The organism is Pedococcus ginsenosidimutans, from assembly GCF_039544395.1.
GTDB classification, from domain to species: domain Bacteria; phylum Actinomycetota; class Actinomycetes; order Actinomycetales; family Dermatophilaceae; genus Pedococcus; species Pedococcus ginsenosidimutans.
Genome location: NZ_BAABLO010000012.1, coordinates 172,758 through 192,756, shown reverse-complemented (window position 1 = coordinate 192,756; position 19,999 = coordinate 172,758). Strand labels below are relative to the sequence as shown.

The 19,999-nt window shown below is 72.9% G+C and carries 17 protein-coding genes; 13 read left to right on the top strand and 4 right to left on the bottom strand.

What is annotated here, in order from left to right; translation table 11 throughout:
- Positions 1-88: 88 nt before the first annotated feature.
- The 3 genes from ybaK to ABEA42_RS15525 all read right to left on the bottom strand — a co-directional run bounded on the left by ybaK (position 89) and on the right by ABEA42_RS15525 (position 2,806).
- Complete coding sequence (gene ybaK / locus ABEA42_RS15535) at positions 89-580, bottom strand: Cys-tRNA(Pro) deacylase (RefSeq protein ID WP_345504744.1); 492 nt, start codon at positions 578-580, stop codon at positions 89-91.
- 49 nt (positions 581-629) lie between these two features.
- Positions 630-1,214: a biotin transporter BioY gene (locus ABEA42_RS15530; protein WP_345504742.1), complete on the bottom strand. Its 585-nt coding sequence runs from the start codon at positions 1,212-1,214 to the stop codon at positions 630-632.
- A gap of 131 nt (positions 1,215-1,345) precedes the next feature.
- Positions 1,346-2,806 carry a KamA family radical SAM protein gene (locus tag ABEA42_RS15525; RefSeq protein ID WP_345504740.1) on the bottom strand — a complete coding sequence of 487 codons (1,461 nt, stop codon included), beginning with the start codon at positions 2,804-2,806 and terminating at the stop codon, positions 1,346-1,348.
- An 86-nt stretch (positions 2,807-2,892) separates the two neighbouring features.
- On the opposite strand from ABEA42_RS15525, the gene kdd reads away from it, so the two are divergent.
- The 13 genes from kdd (at position 2,893) to ABEA42_RS15460 (ending at position 19,535) form a co-directional block, all read left to right on the top strand.
- Positions 2,893-3,957, top strand: coding sequence for an L-erythro-3,5-diaminohexanoate dehydrogenase (kdd, locus tag ABEA42_RS15520; RefSeq protein WP_345504739.1), 1,065 nt, complete (start codon positions 2,893-2,895; stop codon positions 3,955-3,957).
- 48 nt (positions 3,958-4,005) lie between these two features.
- Positions 4,006-6,546, top strand: coding sequence for a phosphoketolase family protein (locus tag ABEA42_RS15515; RefSeq protein WP_345504738.1), 2,541 nt, complete (start codon positions 4,006-4,008; stop codon positions 6,544-6,546).
- Between the two features lie 9 nt (positions 6,547-6,555).
- A complete protein-coding gene (gene pta, locus ABEA42_RS15510) occupies positions 6,556-8,613 on the top strand; it encodes a phosphate acetyltransferase (protein ID WP_345504737.1) in 2,058 nt (685 codons plus the stop codon).
- Complete coding sequence (locus ABEA42_RS15505) at positions 8,613-9,812, top strand: acetate/propionate family kinase (protein ID WP_345504735.1); 1,200 nt, start codon at positions 8,613-8,615, stop codon at positions 9,810-9,812. The genes pta and ABEA42_RS15505 overlap by 1 nt, the downstream gene beginning before the upstream one ends.
- A 55-nt stretch (positions 9,813-9,867) precedes the next feature.
- Positions 9,868-11,496 carry an amidohydrolase gene (locus ABEA42_RS15500; protein ID WP_345504734.1) on the top strand — a complete coding sequence of 543 codons (1,629 nt, stop codon included), beginning with the start codon at positions 9,868-9,870 and terminating at the stop codon, positions 11,494-11,496.
- Between the two features lie 146 nt (positions 11,497-11,642).
- Positions 11,643-12,248 (top strand): RNA polymerase sigma factor, encoded by a 606-nt coding sequence (locus ABEA42_RS15495; protein ID WP_345504733.1) that lies wholly within the window; start codon positions 11,643-11,645, stop codon positions 12,246-12,248.
- On the top strand, positions 12,245-13,258 hold the full coding sequence (locus ABEA42_RS15490; RefSeq protein WP_345504731.1) for a hypothetical protein: 1,014 nt from the start codon (positions 12,245-12,247) through the stop codon (positions 13,256-13,258). Before ABEA42_RS15495 ends, ABEA42_RS15490 begins: the two co-directional genes overlap by 4 nt.
- 98 nt (positions 13,259-13,356) lie before the next feature.
- Positions 13,357-14,955: a lysine 5,6-aminomutase subunit alpha gene (kamD, locus tag ABEA42_RS15485; protein ID WP_345504729.1), complete on the top strand. Its 1,599-nt coding sequence runs from the start codon at positions 13,357-13,359 to the stop codon at positions 14,953-14,955.
- Positions 14,952-15,776: a lysine 5,6-aminomutase subunit beta gene (kamE, locus tag ABEA42_RS15480; protein ID WP_345504727.1), complete on the top strand. Its 825-nt coding sequence runs from the start codon at positions 14,952-14,954 to the stop codon at positions 15,774-15,776. The genes kamD and kamE overlap by 4 nt, the downstream gene beginning before the upstream one ends.
- Positions 15,773-16,189, top strand: coding sequence for a 3-aminobutyryl-CoA ammonia lyase (gene kal, locus ABEA42_RS15475; protein ID WP_345504725.1), 417 nt, complete (start codon positions 15,773-15,775; stop codon positions 16,187-16,189). The genes kamE and kal overlap by 4 nt, the downstream gene beginning before the upstream one ends.
- Positions 16,190-16,613: 424 nt before the next feature.
- Entirely contained in the window at positions 16,614-18,278 is a 1,665-nt protein-coding gene (gene lnt / locus ABEA42_RS15470; protein ID WP_345504723.1) for an apolipoprotein N-acyltransferase, read from the top strand.
- Entirely contained in the window at positions 18,271-19,041 is a 771-nt protein-coding gene (locus ABEA42_RS15465; protein WP_345504722.1) for a polyprenol monophosphomannose synthase, read from the top strand. The genes lnt and ABEA42_RS15465 overlap by 8 nt, the downstream gene beginning before the upstream one ends.
- 44 nt (positions 19,042-19,085) lie before the next feature.
- Positions 19,086-19,535: an FxsA family protein gene (locus ABEA42_RS15460; protein WP_345504721.1), complete on the top strand. Its 450-nt coding sequence runs from the start codon at positions 19,086-19,088 to the stop codon at positions 19,533-19,535.
- Positions 19,536-19,601: 66 nt separating this feature from the next.
- Here the strand turns inward: ABEA42_RS15460 and ABEA42_RS15455 are convergent, their stop codons facing one another.
- Entirely contained in the window at positions 19,602-19,961 is a 360-nt protein-coding gene (locus tag ABEA42_RS15455) for an RNA polymerase-binding protein RbpA (protein ID WP_056885115.1), read from the bottom strand.
- Positions 19,962-19,999 lie beyond the last annotated feature (38 nt).

Genomic DNA, 19,999 nt, shown 5'->3' with positions numbered 1-19,999 from the left:
GACCCCGGGCCCCTGCGGCCACGGTAGATCGGCGAGGGCGCGGATCGGGCGAAGACGACGACATTTCGCCGTCATGACCGGATGGCGGTCAGCACGCGATGGCCGCCATCACCGCGCCGGTGGCGGCGACCAGGTCGGTGGGGGACAGCGAGAGGTCCAGCCCGCGTCGTCCGCCGGAGACGTAGACGACGTCGAAGGCACTGGCGCCGAGGTCCAGGACCGTGGGGAGCCGCTTCCTCTGCCCGATGGGGGAGATGCCGCCGACGACGTACCCGGTGCTGCGCTCGGCAGCGGCAGGGTCTGCCATCGACACCTTCTTGAGGCCCAGGGCGGCGGCCAGGGCCTTGAGGTCGAGGCTGCGGTCGACCGGCACGATGCCGACGGCCAGCCCGCGGTCGGCCTCGACGAGCAGGGTCTTGAACACCTGTCCCGGCGGCACCGACAGCGCGGCCGCGGCCTCCAGTCCGTAGGAGGCCGCGGCCGGGTCGTGCTCGTAGGGGTGCACCCCGAAGGCCACGCCGCGGCGGGTCAGCTCCGTGGTCGCCGGGGTGCCGGCGGACCGGTCACGACGGGAGCCCATGGGGTCGCGGTACGCCGGGTGGCGGGGGAGCGGTGGCCGACGGTGGCGGTCAGCGCGGCTCGACGCGCTGCACGAGCTTCCACGTGGCGGGCAGCAGGCCGGCCGCGACGGCGATCTTGATGGCGTCGCCGACGAGGAAGGGCACCACGCCCTTGGCCAGGCCGGTGGACAGGTCCATGCCGGTCGAGGCCATGAGGTACGGCAGGCCCACCGCGTAGATCACGACGTTGCCGAGGACCATGGTCGCGGCGGTCTTCGCCACGGTGCGGTCCGCGCCGCGCTGGGCCAGCCAGCCGACGAGTGCGCCGGCGGCGACGAACCCGATGATGTAGCCGAAGGACGGGAAGCCGTAGCCGCTGGCGTGGCCGGCGAACCACGGCACCCCGGCCATACCGGCCACCATGTAGAGGCCGACGCTGAGCAGGCCGCGCACCGAGCCGAGGGCGGCACCGGTGAGCAGGGCGGCGAAGGTGCCCAGCGTCAGGGGCACGGGGGTGAAGGACAGCGGGATGGCGAACTGGGCGAGGAGGCCGACGAAGGCGGCGCCGCCGAGGACGAGCACGGCGTCACGGACGAGACCGCCCGGGATGACGTCGGCGAGGACACGCTTGCGGGGCAGGGCGATGGCAGTCACGGGAGCAACCTAGCGAAGCCTCGCGCCGTCGCACACCGACGTCTCACGTCGACCGCGTCACACCCACCTGCCGGCAACGCGCGTCGCCCCGTGCCGGGGTGGGCACGGGGCGACGCGGGAGGTGGGACGGCTCAGACCAGGGCGATGTCGCGCTCGGAGGCCTCGCGGCTGGCAGCGGCCCGGTCCACGGCGACGGCGTGCGCCGCGTCGTGGTCACCCTGCTCGCGCCACCACTGCTGGCCGGCCTCGGGGAGGGTGTAGATCGGGTCGTAGTAGACGTAGTCGCGGGAGAGGGCGTCGGTGTCGGCACCCTCGATCGAGGTGCGGTAGTTCTTGCGCCAGAACGACATCCCGCGCTCGGTGTCGTAGCTGTCCACCTGGTGCACCCAGCGCTTGCCGACGAAGGGCACGTCGCAGACGATGCGCGGCGTGGCGAACCCGGGCAGGTAGCCCATCATCGAGTGCTGGAGGTGCTGGGCCTCGGCGAGCGAGAGCCGCCAGTGCTCGCTGAACGGGATCATGTCGCACATGTAGAAGTAGTACGGCGTGACCATCGCGTCGTCCTGCAGGGCGAAGCAGAGGTCGAGCAGCTGCTCGGTGGAGTCGTTGACCCCGCGCATGAGGACACCCTGGTTGCGGACGTCGCGGACGCCTGCCTCGAGCATCGCCTTGGCGGCGTCGGCGACGAGCGGGGTGACCGACTGGGCGCTGTTGACGTGGGTGTGGATCGCGATGCTGACGCCTCGCGAGCGGGCCTTGGCCGACACGCGGGCGACACCCTCGACGACGTCACCCTGCAGCCAGTGCTGCGGCAGGCCCATGAGGGCCTTGGTGGCGAGGCGGATGTCGCGGATGTTCTCGACGTCGAGCAGCTTGTCGAGGAAGCCCTCGAGGTTCTTCCACGGCATGTTGGCCACGTCGCCGCCGGAGACGACGACGTCGCGCACCTGCGGGGTGCGCTGCAGGTAGTCGAGCATCGCGGCGTACCGGTCCACCGGCTTGCCGGTGAGCTTGAGCTTGTCGATGACGGCGGTGGAGTTGCCGACGAGGTCCATGCGCGTGCAGTGGCCGCAGTACTGCGGGCAGGTCGGCAGCATCTCGGCCAGGACCTTGGTGGGGTAGCGGTGGGTCAGCCCCTCGACCGCCCACATGTCGTGCTCGTGGAGGCTGTCGCGGGTGGCGTGCGGGTGGCTCGGCCAGTCGGTGCGCCGGTCGGAGAACACCGGGAGCATGTAGCGGCGGACCGGGTCGGCGTAGAAGGCGCGGGTGAACTCCAGGCCCGCGGCGGGCATGGACCCGTCGGCCCAGGTCTGCTCGCTGACCATGGTGTTCATCATCTGCGGCGGCACCAGCATCGACATGGTGGCGCGCTCGGCCTGGTCGCGCTCGAGGTCGGCGTAGAACGCCTCGGTGAGCAGGTCGCCCATGAGCTCGCGCAGCTGCTTGAGGTTCTTGACGCAGTGGGCCCGCTGCCACTGGGCGCTGGCCCAGTCCTGCGCCGTGACGTCCCGCCACCCGGGGAAACGGGTCCAGTCCGGCTCGACGAGCTCGCGGTGGCGGTAGACGTAGGGCTGCTCGATCGACTCACTCATACGTGGCAGGATACGGGACAGGTTGCGTCGATCAGGAACCTTCGCCGCAAGATCTTCACCTCGTGTCGTCATAGCTGGGAGATTCTGTGCCTCACACCCCCTCGTCGCCGGTCGGCCTCCACCGCGTCCTCGAGCCCGCGGGGGCCACGCTCCCGCAGGCCGCACAGCGCCTCGACGCCCGCCCGGAGCTGTGGCCGGACGAGGTGCGCATCGCCATCGAGACCCTCAACCTCGACGCGGCCTCCTTCCGGCAGCTCTCGGAGAAGCACGGCGGCGACGGTGAGGCGGTGCGGGCCGAGGTCCTCGACATCGTGGCGACCCGGGGCAAGATGCAGAACCCCGTCACCGGGTCCGGCGGGATGCTCATCGGCACGGTCGAGGAGGTCGGGCCGCGGTCACCCCTGGGTCTGTCGGTCGGCGACCGCGTCGCCACCCTCGTCTCCCTGTCCCTGACCCCTCTGGTCCTCACCGACGGCCTCGAGCGCTGGGACGGACGCTCCGAGCGCGTGCCCGCCGAGGGCCACGCCATCCTCTTCGGCCGCTCCATCGCGGCCCAGCTCCCTGACGACCTCGGCCCGGACCTCGCCCTCATGGTGATGGACGTGTGCGGCGCGCCGGCCCTGGTCCACCGCGTCGTCGCCGAGTACGTCGCGCGCGGGCACGCCCCGACGGTGGCCGTGCTCGGTGGCGCCGGCAAGTCGGGCTCGCTGTCGCTGGCGGCCGCCGCCGAGGCGGGTGCCGCGAGGCGCATCGCGGTGGTGCCGGTCGAGCGGGAGGCAGCCCTGCTGCGCGGTACGGGGCTGGCGGAGGAGGTTGTCGTCGCGGACGCCCGCAGCCCGCTGGGGCTGTCCGAGGCCGTGGCCGCCGCCGGCGGACCGGCCGACGTCACCGTGGTCTGCGTCGACGTGCCCGGCTGCGAGCAGCCGGCGATCCTGTCGACGGCCCAGGGCGGCACCATCATCTTCTTCTCCATGGCCACCAGCTTCGCCGCGGCGGCGCTCGGGGCCGAGGGCGTGGCGGCCGACGTCCGCATGCTCGTCGGCAACGGGTTCGTGCCCGGCCACGCCGCATACGCCCTCGACCTGCTGCGGCGCGACCCGGTGGTCCGCGGGCTGTTCGAGGGACGGCTCGAGGAGCAGCCGGTCCGATAGGGACCAACTTCCCTGTCCGGCGCCCCCCGCCATGGTGCGATCGGGGGTATGCGCACACCCTCGGCGATCGCGTACGGCCCCGACGAGCTCGACCTCGACCTGCGGTGGTGGGCTGCGGCCAACTACCTCACGGTCGGGCAGATCTACCTGCGCGACAACGCGCTGCTGCGCGAGCCGCTGCGGCTCGAGCACACCAAGCCACGGCTGCTCGGGCACTGGGGGACCAGCCCCGGCCTGTCGATGGTCTACACCCTGCTCAACCGGGTCATCCGGGCCACCGACAGCGACTGGCTCTACATCACCGGACCGGGCCACGGGGGACCGGCGCTGGTCGCGGCCGCCTGGCTCGAGGGGACCTACACCGAGGTCTACCCGCACATCGGCGACGACGCCGACGGGGTGCTCGACCTCTTCCGGCAGTTCTCCACGCCCGGTGGGGTGCCCAGCCACGTCAGCGTCCAGACGCCGGGCAGCATCCACGAGGGCGGCGAGCTGGGGTACGCCCTCGTCCACGCCGCCGGGGCGGCGTTCGACCACCCCGACCTGACCGTGGCCTGCATCGTCGGCGACGGCGAGGCCGAGACCGGGCCGCTGGCGGCCTCCTGGCGGCTCCCGACCTTCCTCAACCCCCGGCGCGACGGCGCGGTGCTGCCGATCCTGCACCTCAACGGCTACAAGATCGCCGGGCCCACCGTGCTCGGCCGCGCCGACGACGCGGACGTCGAGGCCTACCTCATCAGCCAAGGCTGGGACCCTGTGGTGGTCTCGGGCGACGACCCGCGGGAGGTGTTCCCCGCGCTGCTCGACGCGCTCCTCGACGCCCACGGCCGCATCCGCGAGTTGCAGGCCGCGGCCCGCGGCGACGGGACGGACGGCGGCGCCGACGGGGCGGGCGCCCCGCCCAGCGAGGCCGTCCGGCACAGCTGGCCGGCGATCGTCCTGCGGACCCCGAAGGGCTGGACCGGCCCCGCGGTCGTCGACGGCATCCAGGTCGAGGGCACCAACCGAGCCCACCAGGTGCCGCTCGCCGGGCTGGCCGACAACCCGCAGCACCTGGCGATGCTGGAGCGGTGGATGCGCGGCTACCGCCCCGAGGAGCTCTTCGACGACCACGGCCGGCTCGTCCCCGAGCTGCGCGGGCTGGCACCCGAGGGGGACCGCCGCATGTCGGCCACGCCGTACGCCAACGGGGGCCGCCTGCGGACCCCGCTGCCGAGGCCGGAGCTCTCGGCGTACGAGGTGGTCGTCGACCCGGCCGCACGCGGCCGTGAGCTCGTCGAGAACACGATCACCACCGGCCGCCTCCTGCGCGACCTGTACGCGGCGACGACCACCCCCGACGGTGGCGGCACCTTCCGCCTGTTCTCCCCGGACGAGACGGCGAGCAACCGCCTGCAGCCGGTGTTCGAGGTGACCGACCGGTGCTTCATGGGGCCGCTGCGGGACACCGACGACCACCTCGGGCCCGACGGCAGGGTCATGGAGGTGCTGAGCGAGCACCTGTGCCAAGGCTGGTTGGAGGGCTACCTGCTCTCGGGGCGGCACGGGGTGTTCGCGACGTACGAGGCGTTCGCGATGGTGTCGGCGTCGATGGCGGTCCAGCACGTCAAGTGGCTCCAGCACGCCCAGGAGCTGCCGTGGCGGGCGTCGGTGTCGTCGTTGAACATCCTGTTGACCTCGACCTGCTGGCGCAACGACCACAACGGGTTCTCCCACCAGGGGCCCGGGCTCATCGACTGCCTGCTGCCGCTGGCGCCGGGGGTGGTCCGGGTGTTCCTGCCACCGGACGCCAACACCGCCCTGTGGATCAGCGAGCACTGCCTCTCCGGCACCGACCACGTCAACCTCATCGTCGTCGACAAGCAGAAGCACCTGCAGTACCTCGGGCTCGAGGAGGCGGCCAGGGCCTGCTCGGCGGGGACCTCCGTGTGGGAGTGGGCCAGCACCTGCGGCCCCGACGAGGACCCCGACATCGTGCTGGCCTGCGCAGGGGACGTGCCGACGCAGGAGGCGCTCGCCGCGGTGCAGCTGCTGCGCGAGGGCGTGCCGGACCTCAAGGTGCGCTTCGTCAACGTCATCGACCTCATGACGCTGATCCCGGAGGACGACCACCCGAACGGCTTCTCCGACAGCCACTTCGAGGACGTCTTCACCCCGGAGCGCCACGTCGTGTTCGCCTTCCACGGCTACCCGCGCGCGGTCCACCAGCTCATCCACGGCCGCACCAACCCGGGCCGGTTCCACGTCCGCGGGTTCAGCGAGCAGGGCACGACGACCACGCCGTTCGACATGGTCGTGCTCAACCGGATGAGCCGGTTCCACCTCGCCAAGGAGGTGCTGCGCCGGGCCCGCACCCGCCCACCGGGGTGGCGCGAGCTCAAGGACCTGTGCGACCGGCGGCTGGCCGAGCACGAGACCTGGATCCGCGAGCACCTCGAGGACCTGCCGGACATCGCGACCTGGACGTGGACCGGGCCGACTGACGACGCACCGACGGACGACGCGCCTGCGGACCCCGCTCCGCCCGCACGCCTCCCGTCGGACCCGGTGCTCGCGGACCACGGGGCGGTGGACGGCGACGGCCGGTAGTTTCGGCCCGTGGCCACCAGCATCTACATCGCCGGCACCGAGGCACAGTCCGGCAAGTCGGCGGTCGCCGTCGGCCTGCTCGACCAGCTGACCCGTCGTGCCGGGCGCGTGGGGGTGTTCCGGCCGATCGTGCGGGCCGGCGTCCCCGACGAGCTGGTCCGCACCCTGCTGGCCCAGCTGCCCGGTGACCTCACCGTCGAGCAGGCGTGCGGCGTCACGTACGACGAGCTGCACGCCTCGCCCGAGCACGCGATGGGCGTCATCGTGGACCGGTTCCACGAGGTGGCCCGCGACCACGACGTGGTGCTGGTCGTGGGCTCGGACTTCACCGACGTGTCGGCACCGACGGAGTTCTCGGTCAACGCCGCCGTCGCGGCGAACCTCGGCTCGCGGCTGCTGCTCGTCGTGCCCGCCGCAGACCACGACCCGGCACAGGTCGCCACCGCCGCCGAGATGGCCGTGCTGGCGGCACGGGAGGCCCACGCCCACGTGACCGGGGTGGTGGCCAACCGGGTGCACCCCGAGGACCTGGAGCAGACGACCGCTGCGGTGTCGGCGCTCGTCGGCGTGCCGGTGCAGTCGCTGCCCGACACGCCACTGCTGCGCGCGCCCACGGTGAAGGACCTCATGGACGCCTGCGGGGGCCGGCTGGTCCACGGTGACACCGCCTGGCTCGACCGGGAGTCCTCGGGCCTCGTGGTGGCCGCGATGACCATGCCCCACGTCCTCGACCGGCTGATCGACGGGGGAGTGGTGATCGTGCCCGGCGACCGGGAGGACGTGGTGCTCGGCGTCCTGCTGGCACACCGGTCGAAGACCTTCCCGACGCTGTCGGGCATCGTCCTCAACGGCGGGTTCCCCCTGACCCCGCAGGTGGAGCGGCTGATCGAGGGCCTCGACGTCGTCCTGCCGGTCATCGCCACCGACGGCGGCACCATGACCACGGCCACCAGGCTCGGTGCGGCCCGCGGCCGTCTCGCGCCCGACTCCACCCGCAAGCTCGAGGCCGCCGTCGCGATGGTCGAGCGCGGCCTCGATGCCGAGGCGCTGCTCGGCCCCGTCGCCACCACCGGCGGGGGGACCGTCACCCCCCTGATGTTCGAGCACCGCCTCGTCGACGCGGCGCGGCTGGCCGGCGCCCACATCGTGCTGCCCGAGGGCGCCGAGGACCGGATCCTGCTCGCGGCCGACACGGTGCTGGCCCGTGGGATCGCCAGGCTCACGCTGCTCGGCGTCGAGGAGGCGGTCCGCGCCAACGCCGCCCGCCTCGGTGTCGACATCGACGCAGCCGACATCGTCGACCCCGGCACCAGCGACCTGCGCGAGGGCTTCGCCGCCGAGTACGCCGCGCTGCGGGCGCACAAGGGCGTGACCCTGGACCAGGCACGCGACCGGGTCGTCGACCCCTCCTACTTCGGCACGATGATGGTGCACCAGGGCCTCGCGGACGGCATGGTGGCCGGCTGCATCACCACCACCGCGCACACCATCCGGCCCGCCCTCGAGATCGTCCGGACCGCCCCGGGGGTCTCGGTCGTCTCCAGCGTCTTCCTCATGTGCCTCGCCGACCGCGTGCTCGTCTACGGCGACTGCGCCGTCAACCCCGACCCCACGGCCGAGCAGCTCGCCGACATCGCCGTCTCCTCGGCCCGCACCGCCGAGCAGTTCGGCATCGAGCCCCGTGTGGCGATGCTGTCGTACTCGACGGGGGAGTCGGGCACGGGCGCCGACGTCGACAAGGTGCGGGCCGCGACCGCCCTGGTCCACGAACGGGCGCCGGGGCTGCCCGTGGAGGGACCGATCCAGTACGACGCGGCGGTCGACCTCGGTGTCGCAGCCACCAAGCTCAAGGACAGCCCGGTGGCCGGTCGTGCGACGGTGCTCGTCTTCCCGGACCTCAACACGGGCAACAACACCTACAAGGCGGTGCAGCGCAGCGCCTCCGCCGTGGCCATCGGCCCGGTGCTGCAGGGCCTCAACCGGCCGGTCAACGACCTGTCCCGGGGCGCCCTGGTGCGCGACATCGTCAACACCGTGGCCATCACCGCGATCCAGGCGGGCGCCTGATGGGCGGTCGCACCGTGCTGGTGGTCAACGCCGGCTCCTCGTCGCTGAAGTACCAGGTGCTCGACGCGGTCTCGGGCCGCACGGCTGCGTCCGGACTCGTCGACCGGATCGGCGGGCCGGGACACCTGCGGCACACGACCGACGACGGGACTCACGAGCGGGAGGTCACGTGCCGCGACCACCGGGAGGCCCTGCGCGCGGCCAGGGAGGCCCTGCGCGAGCACGGCCCGGACCTGTCGGGTGACGGCCTGCTGGCCGTCGGGCACCGCGTCGTGCACGGCGGACCGGAGTTCACCGCACCGGTCGTGGTGGACGACGTCGTGGTCGAGGCGATCCGTTCGCTGGCGCCCCTCGCGCCGCTGCACAACCCCGCCAACCTCGGGGGCATCCTCAGCGCACGCGAGTCGTTCCCGGGCGTCCCGCAGGTCGCCGTCTTCGACACCGCCTTCCACCAGTCGATGCCCTCGGAGGCGCACACGTACGCCGTACCCGCCGAGTGGCGCGAGCGCCACCAGGTGCGCCGCTACGGCTTCCACGGCACCTCCCACCGCTACGTGTCCCGCCGCACGGCGGAGCTGCTCGGCCGCGCCCCGGAGGACTGCGCCGTCATCGTGCTGCACCTGGGCAACGGCGCCAGCGCCTGCGCGGTCCTGGGTGGCCGCAGCATCGACACCTCGATGGGGCTGTCCCCGCTCGAGGGGCTGGTCATGGGCACCCGGTCCGGCGATGTCGACCCGGCGCTGGGGGCCTACCTGTCCCGGGTCGCCGACCTCGACGCGAAGGCCTACGACGAGGCACTCAACTTCCGCAGCGGGCTGCTCGGCCTGGCCGGCGTCTCCGACCTGCGGGAGCTCGAGCAGCGCCGGGCCGCGGGCGACGACGACGCCGCGCTGGCCTTCGAGGTGATGACGTACCGCCTGCGCAAGTACGTCGGCGCGTACGCCGTCGCCCTCGGCCGGGTGGACGCCATCGCCTTCACGGGCGGGATCGGCGAGAACAGCGTGGCGGTACGGGCTGCGGTGCTGGACGGGCTCGGCGCCCTCGGGGTGGTGCTGGACCCGCAGGCCAACGAAGCGGGCGAGCCGGAGCGACGCGTCACCACGGGGTCCAGCAGCGTCCCCGCCTGGGTGGTCCCGACCCGCGAGGAGCTGGAGATCGCCCGGGCCTGCCTGTCGCTGCTGGGCGACGAGTCCGGGTAGGCGGTAGCGGGAAGCAGCCGGCAGGGACCGCACGGGCGACGCATAGGGTGCTCGCGTGAGCACTCTCTACCGCGGCGGCTTCGTCTACTCACCCATCGACCCCTTCGCCAACGCGATGGTCGTCTACGACGCGACGGGCACCATCGCCTGGATCGGTGGCGACGACGCCGCAGCCGTCCACGGCGACGCGGTGGACCGGGTCGTCGAGCTCGACGGGGCACTGGTCACGCCTGCCTTCGTCGACGCCCACGCCCACCTCTCGCAGACCGGCGCCGGCCTGCGCGGGGTCGACGTCGCCACCACCCGCAGCGCCGCCGAGGCCCTGTCGCGAATCGAGGACGCAGCCCGCCGGCAGCAGGGGCGCCCGGTCTACGCACCCAACTGGGACGAGCGGCTGTGGGCCGAGCGCCGGCCGGTGACCGGAGCCGAGCTCGACCGCGCGACCTACGGCGGCGTCGTCTACTCACCGCGGGTGGACGGCCACTCCGCCGTCATCTCCTCGGCGCTCGCGGCGGCAGCCGGCGCCCGCGACCTGCCCGGCTGGGAAGGCGACGGCCTGGTCACGCGGGAGGCCCACCACGCAGCCCGCGAGGCCTTCAACCAGGCGGTCACCCCCGCCCAGCGCCGCGCCGACATCGACCTCGCCCTGCGCACGGCCGCCGCGGCCGGCATCGGCCTGGTGCACGAGAACGGCGGCCCGGTCGTCTCCAGCGCCGACGACTTCGCCGACGTGCTGGCGGCTGGGGAGGGCGGTGACGTTCCGCAGACCATGGGCTACTGGGCCGAGCTGGCCGCCGACGAGCAGCAGGCGCGCGACCTCGCGGCGCTGCACGGCGCCCGTGGCCTCGCCGGTGACCTCAACGTCGACGGCTCCATCGGGTCCCGGACCGCCCACCTGCGCGACGACTACGCGGACGCCGCCGGCCACACCGGCAACGCCTACCTCACCGTCGCCCAGGTGCGGGACCACGTCGCGGCCTGCTCCCTCGCGGGGCTCCAGGCGGGGTTCCACGTCATCGGCGACGCCGGTGTCGACACGGTGGTCGAGGGCTTCGAGGCCGCGGCCGCCCTCGTCGGGGCCCCAGAGGTCGCCCGGTCGCGACACCGTCTGGAGCACCTCGAGATGGTCGACCGCTCCGCCATCGAGCGACTCGTGGCGCTCGGGGTCGGGGCCAGCGTCCAGCCGGCCTTCGACGCCCTGTGGGGCGGGCCGGACGCCATGTACGCAGCGCGGCTGGGTGCCGGACGTGTCGTCGGGGACGCGCCCATGAACCCCTTCGCCTCGATGCTGGCCGCCGGCATGACGGTGGCGCTGGGCTCCGACACCCCGGTGACGCCGTTCGCCCCCTGGGAAGCGGTGCGGGCCTGCATCGAGCACCACGACGAGCGCCAGCGCATCTCCGCGCGCTCGGCGTTCCTCGCCCACACGCGCGGCGGCTGGCGGGCTGCCGGCCTCGACGACCGCGGCTACCTCGACCTCGGCCTGCCCGCCACGTTCGCGGTCTGGAAGGTGGGCGACCTCGTCGTGCAGGCCCCGGACGACCGCATCCAGACGTGGAGCACCGACCCCCGCTCGGGCACCCCCGGGCTGCCGGACCTGTCTCCCGGCGCACCCGCGCCCGAGTGCCTGCGCACCGTCGTCCGGGGCCGCACGGTCTTCGACGCGGGCGCCTTCACCCCCTGAGACCGCACGGTCTTTGAGGGATCCGACGGACCAGAACCCCTCGGATCCCTCAAGGACTCGACGCAGCCTCCCGCGGTCAGCCCTGGCGAACCGCCACAATTCCGGCCATGCGCGTGATCCGGGGGGAGCAGCGGACACAGGAGGGTGTGAGCAGACACCCTGACAACCGCGTCGACACGGTCGACGACCGGGACGCCGAGCTCAGCGCGCTGTTCCGGCAGCACGCTCCTCGCGTCCACGCATACGCCCGCCGCCACGTCGAGCCGAGCCAGTGCGACGACGTGGTCTCCGAGACCTTCCTCGTCGCCTGGCGACGGCCCGACCAGGTGCCCGACGAACCGCTGCCGTGGCTGCTGGTCGTGGCCCGCAACGTCATCGCCAACCAGCGCCGTACCGCGCGTCGCGCCGACCAGGTCTGGTTCGCCGCAGTGCGCGAGGGGTGGACCTCCACCGCCCCGTCCGCGGACGAGGCGGTCCACGAGCGCGAGAGCGTCCTGCGCGCCCTCGGCGAGTGCACCCGTGCCGAGCGGGAGGCCCTGCTGCTGACCGCCTGGGACGGGCTACCGCCCGCCGAGGCCGCTGCCGTCGCCGACTGCTCGGTGCGCGCCTTCACCGTCCGCCTCCACCGTGCCCGCACCCGGCTGCGCGCCGCGTACGCCGCGGATGCCGCGCCCTCGACCGTCCCGCCGGCGGGGGAGCCGGCCCGTACCCCGCACCTCAGCCGTGCCGCACTCGCCCAGGAGATCTCGTGAAGACCATCGACCAGCTGTCCGACCACACCGTCGACGGGCCCGACCCGCTCACGCTGCTCACCGCGGCCCGGCCCTCGGGGGACGCCCTGTCCGCCGACTGGTCCCCGCTCCGGGCCGAGGCAGCCCTGGCGGCCACCCTGCGCCGGGTCGCGGACCGGGACGACCCTGCCGGGCGCATCGTGGCCCTGGCGCCGCGTAGGTCGCGGCGCCGGTGGGTCGCCCTCGTGGCCGCAGCCGCCGTGGCCGCCCTGGCCGTGCTCGGGGGCACCACCGTCTTCGCCCCGACCAGGGCGCTGCCGCGCGCCGACGCGGTGGAGCGGCTGGCCAGCACCGCGGCCGTGGCGCCCACCCTGGAGGTCGGGCCGGGCCAGTACCTCCACCAGGTGGTCGTCTACAGGCAGCCACATCGGGACGCCCAGACCCCGGCCGTCGACGCCACCTCGGAGACCTGGGTCGACGCCGACGGCACCACCTGGCTGCGGACCGTCGACCGTGCGGCGACCGCGAGGACCACCTACGAGCGCATCCCGGCGAGCGACCTCGGCGACGACCCCTTCATGGGCACCCGGCCCGCCGACTACCAGCAGTGGCCCTCCGACCCCGCCGGGCTGCGGGCCTTCTTCGACGCGCACATCCGCAGCACCGGCCCCAACTCCCTCGACCCGAGCCAGGCCATCTTCGAGAACTGCAGCGACCGGTTCGCCCAGGGCATGACCCCGCCGGCCCTCAACGCCGCCATGATCCGGCTCCTCGGGAGCCTGCCGCAGGTCACGACCTCGAGGGTCCAGTTCGCCGGCCACGACGCCGTGAAGCTGGAGTACCGCGGCGCGTACGTCGACGCCGTCTACTTCGACGAGGCCACCGCCCGATACCTCGGCGAGACCGACTCGGGCAGCCGGGCCGAGGTGACCGTGCAGCCCGCGGTCGTCGACTCGGTCCCCGCGGTGGTGCGGGCGAGGGCGAGGACCGAGGGCAGCGAGGACTCGTCCGACTCGGTCAAGAGCCCCTGACGAGAGCCCTGACGAGAGCTCGACACACAGACCCACAGGATTTCCGGCCAACTGGGGGGTTGGCCGGAAATCCTGTGCTCCGCTGCTAGATTTGCGCCGTGTCTTCACGTGCCAAACCCCTGCTGGACCTCGATCCCGCCACCGTCCGCCAGGCCCGCGCCCTCGCCCGCAAGGCGGGTCGCCCCGTCGTCAAGCTGGCCCAGAGCCACACGACCGTGTCCGTCGAGCGGGCCACGCTGCGCCTCGCCGGGCTGGCCGGCGCCGACCACGAGCGGGTGCCGTGGGTCAACCACCTCGTCGACGCCGTCCGGGCCGAGGTCGGCCTCGAGCACGGGGTGACCACCCCGGTCTACGACGCCCTGCGCAGGGGTGAGGCGCCGGACCTGCTGACCCTGGCCCAGAAGGCGGCCAGCGGCTCGGTGCAGTTCCGGCTCCCCGAGGGCCGCGAGGCCACCCGCGCGCAGTCCGCCGCGCGGCGAGAGGTGAGCCGCGGCATACGCACCATCGACAAGCAGCGCGCCAACCGCGACCGGCTCATCAAGCGCCACGGCGACCCCGAGCAGCGGCCCTGGATCTACCTCATCGTCGCCACCGGCGACATCTACGAGGACATCCCGCAGGCGCAGAACGCCGCCCGCGAGGGCGCCGACATCATCGCCGTGATCCGTTCCACCGGGCAGTCGCTGCTCGACTACGTCCCCGAGGGCGCCACCCGCGAGGGGTATGCCGGGACGTACGCCACGCAGGAGAACTTCCGCCTCATGCGTGCGGCCCTGGACGAGACGTCCAAGGAGCTCGGCCGCTACATCCGGCTCACCAACTACGCCTCGGGCCTGTGCATGCCGGAGATCGCGACCCTGGCCGGCCTCGAGCGGCTCGACATGATGCTCAACGACTCGATGTACGGGATCCTCTTCCGCGACATCAACCCGATCCGCACGTTCGTGGACCAGCGGTTCAGCCGCCAGATCCACGCCCGTGCCGGGATCATCATCAACACCGGCGAGGACAACTACCTCACCACCGCCGACGCCGTGGAGGCCGCGCACACGGTGACGGTCAGCCAGCTGCTCAACGAGTACTTCGCCAAGGAGGCGGGGCTCGAGGACTGGCAGCTCGGCCTCGGGCACGCCTTCGAGATCAACCCCGACCTGCCCGACAGCTTCCGGATGGAGCTCGCGCACGCGCTGCTCGCGCGCCAGCTCTTCCCGAAGGCACCGCTGAAGTGGATGCCGCCGACCAAGCACATGACGGGCGACGTGTTCCGCGGCTACCTGCTCGACGGGTTCTTCAACCTCGTGGGCGCGATGACCGGCCAGGGCATCCTGCTCGTCGGGATGATGACCGAGGCCGTGGTGACGCCGTTCCTGTCCGACCGTGACCTCGCCCTGCAGAACGTGCGCTACGTCCTCAACGCGGCCGGCGGGCTCACCGAGGACTTCCACCCGCCGCGCGACGGGTTCATCCAGACCCGGGCCCGTCAGGTGCTCGGCGAGGCGGTCGACCTGCTCGACACGATCGTCCACGACAGCGACACCGCGGGTGACCCGCCGCTGCTGGCGGCGATCGCCGACGGCACCTTCGGCCTGATGAAGCGTCCCGCCGACCGCGGCAAGGGTCTCGACGGGGTGGTCGAGCGCGCCCCCGGCTACGACAACCCGGCCACGACGATGCTCGAGGAGGGCTCCGACCGATGAGCGCGTCCACCCAGCCCGACATCATCCGGCCCTACGGCGACACCACCGGCGACGGCATGGTGCAGGTGTCCTTCACCCTGCCCGTCCCGCACGACAAGCGCGCCGAGGGCGCCGCCCTCCAGCTGGCCGCGAAGATGGGGCTCGAGCCCGCGCTGCTCGTGCACGCCAAGGCGATGGGTCCGGACTTCACCTTCTTCGTGGTCTACGGCAGCGCCAAGCACCTGGTCGACCTGCGCGAGGTCACCGTCGTCGAGCGCGAGTTCCCGCTGCTCACGCCCACCGAGGTCAACAAGGCGATCAAGTCCCGGCTGCGCCGCAAGCTCGTCGTCGTGGGGGCCTGCATCGGCACCGACGCCCACACCGTCGGGATCGACGCGATCCTCAACATCAAGGGCTTCGCAGGGGAGAAGGGCCTGGAGTACTACCGGGAGGTCAAGGTCGTGAACCTCGGCGCCCAGGTGCTCGTGCCCGAACTCGTCGAGCGGGCCAGGGCCGAGAAGGCCGACGCCGTCATGGTGAGCCAGGTCGTCACCCAGCGCGACGCGCACATCCACAACACCACGACGATGAGTGCGGCCTTCCGTGAGGCGTACCCGGCGGGGCAGGTCCCGCTGCTCGTCGTCGGCGGCCCCCGCTTCGAGGAGGGCTCCGCCGCCAGGCTGGGCGTCGACCGGATCTTCGGCCGCGGCACGACCCCCGGCGAGGTCGCCAGCTACCTCGTCCACGCCCTGGCCCCGACCAAGGGCGCCCCGGCCAAGAACGCCCCGACCAAGAACGCCCCGACCAAGGGTGCCCCGTCCACGACCAAGGAGAAGGCATGACCTCCAGCCCCGGCACGCAGGCCACGGTCGGCCGCACCGTCACCCATCGCCGCTACGTCCCGTACAGCCACGCGCACTACGCGGGCAACCTCGTCGACGGGGCCTACTCGCTCGCCGCGTTCGGTGACGTCGCCACCGAGATGTGCATCCTCACCGACGGTGACGAGGGCCTGTTCGCGTCGTACTCCGACGTCCAGTTCAAGGCCCCGGTCCGCGCCGGCGACGTCATCGAGATCAGCGCGACCCTGGTGCGCGTCGGCCGTCGCAGCCGCGAGATGGACTTCGAGGTCCGGGTGGTCGGCCGGGGTGCACCGGAACGCGGCGAGTCCAGCGCCGACGTCCTCGAGCCCCCGGTGGTGGCCACCACCGCACGCGGCGTGGTGGTCGTCCCCGCTCCCTCCGACGAGGGCTGACACCGGCTCGGCGTGTCCTCGACGACACGCCGGTGACTGAGAAGATCCTCAGCCGCTGCAAGGGAATTGCTGAGCACGAAAGGATCGTGGCGCGGCGGGAAGCGGTCCGGATGGCGAGAAACCGCCATGGACGGCGGGTTGACAGCGCGCTCCGCGCCGAGGGTAAGTTGGCCCACGGCTGTCACACCGAATGACTGCCGGGGGAGGGGACCCAGACCGGACACGACGTACTGCCGGTGACTAGCGCGCGCAGCCACCGTTGACCAGCAGCGACGTCGATCCCTACTGGTGCCTCCCGCCCGAGGCGGTGGTGGACGGCGTCCGGCCCGCGCGCTCAGTAGACAACAGCGGGATGTCGACATCCGGTCGACCTCCTGCTGGTCCCAACGGCGGCGCGGGCCGCGACGTGTCCTACCGTGGTTGCGTGACGACGCCACCCCGCCCGACGCGACCGGGCCTGCGGTCCGGCGCCGTCCTCCTCCCGGCACTGCTGTCGGGCCTGCTGACCGCCCTCGCGTTCCCCACCCAGGACGTCTGGTGGACCGCCCCGCTCGGGGTGGCCCTGCTGTCCGCGGCGACGTTCGGCGCCCGCCCGCGGCTGGCCGCGCTGGGCGGCCTCGCCCACGGGCTGGGCTTCTTCCTGCCCACCCTCTCGTGGACCGGCATCTACGTCGGCAACCTGCCGTGGGTGGCCCTGTCCACGCTGGAGGCGCTCTACACCGCCGCGATGTGCCTCGTCGTGGCCTGGATCCAGCGGCCCCTGCTCGCCACCCGGCTGCGGCCGCTCGCGTACGCCGCGGTGCCGCTGGGCTGGGTCCTCCAGGAGGCGGCGCGTGGCGCCACGCCGTTCGGCGGGTTCCCGTGGGTGCGTCTCGCGTTCAGCCAGGCCGACAGCCCCCTCGCCCCCTTCGCCCGGTTCGGGGGTGCGCCCGGGTTGACCTTCGCCGTGACAGCCCTGGGCGTCCTGGTCCACGTCGCCTGCCGCGCGCTGGCCGTCACCTCCGTGCGACGCCTGCGCCGGGTGCACGGGCCCGCCGGGACCGGACCGGGGCGCGTCCTGGCCGGGGGGCTGGTCGTCCTCGGCCTCGCGCCCCTGGTGCTGGCCCTCGCCATGAAGCCCCCGACCGACGGCCGCCCCGTCTCGGTGCTCTTCGTGCAGGGCAACGTGCCCAGGGCCGGCCTGGACTTCAACGCCGAGCGCCGCAAGGTCCTCGACAACCACGTCCAGGGCACCGTGGCCGCGGCCGGCCGTGCCGCCACGCCACCCTCGCTGGTCGTCTGGCCGGAGAACTCCTCCGACATCGACCCCTTCGACAACCCCGACGCCGCTGCCGACATCCGCCTGGCGGTGGAGACGATCAAGGCGCCGATCCTGCTGGGCGCGGTGCTCGACGGCCCCGCTCCCTACGTGTCCAACGCCAGCCTCTTCTACACCCCCGGGGGCGGTGAGCCGGGACGCTACGTCAAGCAGCACCCGGTGCCGTTCGCCGAGTACATCCCCTACCGCAGCTTCTTCCGGAACTTCAGCGACAAGGTGGACCTCGTCGCGCGTGACTTCACCAAGGGTGACCGGCCCGGGGCCTTCGAGGTGCCGGTCAAGGGGCAGGCGCCCTACTGGGTGGTCCCCACCATCTGCTTCGAGGTCGCCTACGACGGCCTCATGCGCGACTCCACGCTGCAGCCGGGACGGGAGGCGAGCATCCTGGCTGTGCAGACCAACAACGCCACGTTCGGCTACACCGCGGAGTCGGAGCAGCAGTTCGCGATCAGCCGGATCCGGGCCATCGAGCACGGCCGCTCGGTCGTGCACGTGTCGACGGTGGGAGTGAGCGGCTTCATCAACCCCGACGGAACGTACGTCGACAAGACCTCGTTGTTCACCCCGGCGGCCCGGTTCGGGTCACCGGTGGTCCGGACCGAGGTGACCGTCGCCGACCGGCTCGGCCAGCTGCCCGAGTACGCCGCGGGGCTCGCCGCGCTGCTGCTGCTGGCCGCGGGTCGGTGGTCACGCCGACGGACCGCTAGGGTCGAGGCCGCCGCCGACCCGACAGGGTCGGCCGAGACACGAAGGGAAGGCGTCGTTGTCTGACCAGATCGACCGGGTGCTCGTGTGCATCCCGACGTACAACGAGCGAGACAACCTGCCGCTGGTCGTGCGCCGCATCCGTGCCGCCGTGCCCGGGGCGGACGTCCTCGTGCTCGACGACAGCTCGCCGGACGGCACCGGTGACGTCGCCGACGAGCTCGCCTCGGCCGACCCCCAGGTCAACGTGCTGCACCGCCCCGCGAAGCAGGGCCTCGGCATGGCCTACCTCGCCGGCTTCCGCTGGGGCCTGGACCGCGGCTACGACGCCCTAGTCGAGATGGACGCCGACGGCTCCCACCAGCCCGAGCAGCTCCAGCGCCTCCTGGACGCCCTGGAGCGTGCCGACCTCGTCATCGGGTCGCGGTGGGTCAAGGGCGGCTCGGTCGTCAACTGGCCGCTGCACCGCAAGGCGCTCAGCGTCGGTGGCAACCTCTACACGCGCGCCCTGCTCGGCATGCCGGTCCACGACGCGACGGCCGGGTACCGCGCCTACCGCGCGGACGCCCTGCGCGCCATGGGGCTGGAGCAGGTGGCCTCCCAGGGCTACTGCTTCCAGGTCGACCTGACCCGGCGCGCGGTCCGGCTCGGGCTCCGCGTGGTCGAGGTGCCCATCACCTTCGTCGAGCGTGAGATCGGCGACTCCAAGATGAGCGGCGACATCATGCGCGAGTCGCTGCAGCGCATCACCGTGTGGGGTGTGCACCACCGCGCCGACCAGCTGCGCGGGCTGTCCCAGCGCCGGGAACCCACGTGGCACGAGCTGTAGGGGGAACGGGCTCCTCACGCCGCCGCCGGCCACGCTGGCTCGCGGTGGTGTTCCTCCTGCTGCTGGTCGTCCCGATCCTGGAGATCGCCACGATCATCGCGGTGGGGAAGGTCATTGGCGGGTGGCAGACCCTCGCGCTGCTGCTGCTGGAGTCGGCACTCGGGGCCTGGCTCGTGCGCCGGGAGGGCGCCCGGGCCTGGGCCGCGCTGACCACCGCCCTCAACACGGGACGGATGCCCAGCCGCGAGCTCGCCGACGCGGCCCTGGTGCTCGTGGGCGGCACGCTGCTGCTCGCCCCGGGCTTCCTCACCGACGTCGTCGGCTTCTTCTTCATCCTGCCCCTGACCCGGCCGATCGCCCGGTCCGTGCTCGAGACCGTGGTGGCCAGGCGGCTGCTCGGGGGAGTGTTCGGTGGGCGCAGGGGGCCGGGTGGACGAGGTCGCGGGCCCGGCGGCTCGAACGGGCCGGACATCATCGAGGGCGAGGTCCTCTGACCGCACCGAGCCGGAAACGCGGAACGGCCGCCTCCTTCAGGAGGCGGCCGGCCGGTGCTGGTGGGCTCAGGCGGTGCGCTTGCGGCGCGGCTTCTCGCCACGCGACTCGCGCAGGAGGGTCAGCCGCTCCTCGAGCAGCTCCTCGAGCTCGGGGATCGAGCGACGCTCGAGCAGCATGTCCCAGTGGGTGCGGACGTGCTTGACCTGCTTCGCCTCGGGCTCGGGGCCGTCGACCAGCCGCGCCTCCTCGCCGCAACGGCACTCCCAGGTGGGAGGGATCTCCGCCTCGATCGAGAACGGCAGCTCCGTGCGGTGCCCCAGCGGGCACACGTACGCGGTGATCTGTCGTTCGCTCGGGACGACGTGGTCGTCGGTCTCGAGGCTGTGCGAAACCATTCGGCTTCCGCGAAGGGTGCGTTCTGCCATGGTGTTCTCCCAACGGTGCGTGGTTCCCGGCCCGCTCG

Bases quoted from the DNA above. Each gene is read 5' to 3' on its own strand.
- ybaK (WP_345504744.1), bottom strand. From the start codon at position 580: ATGGGCTCCCGTCGTGACCGGTCCGCCGGCACCCCGGCGACCACGGAG.
- ABEA42_RS15525 (WP_345504740.1), bottom strand. From the start codon at position 2,806: ATGAGTGAGTCGATCGAGCAGCCCTACGTCTACCGCCACCGCGAGCTC.
- ABEA42_RS15515 (WP_345504738.1), top strand. From the start codon at position 4,006: ATGCGCACACCCTCGGCGATCGCGTACGGCCCCGACGAGCTCGACCTC.
- ABEA42_RS15505 (WP_345504735.1), top strand. From the start codon at position 8,613: ATGGGCGGTCGCACCGTGCTGGTGGTCAACGCCGGCTCCTCGTCGCTG.
- kamE (WP_345504727.1), top strand. From the start codon at position 14,952: ATGAGCGCGTCCACCCAGCCCGACATCATCCGGCCCTACGGCGACACC.
- kal (WP_345504725.1), top strand. From the start codon at position 15,773: ATGACCTCCAGCCCCGGCACGCAGGCCACGGTCGGCCGCACCGTCACC.
- ABEA42_RS15455 (WP_056885115.1), bottom strand. From the start codon at position 19,961: ATGGCAGAACGCACCCTTCGCGGAAGCCGAATGGTTTCGCACAGCCTC.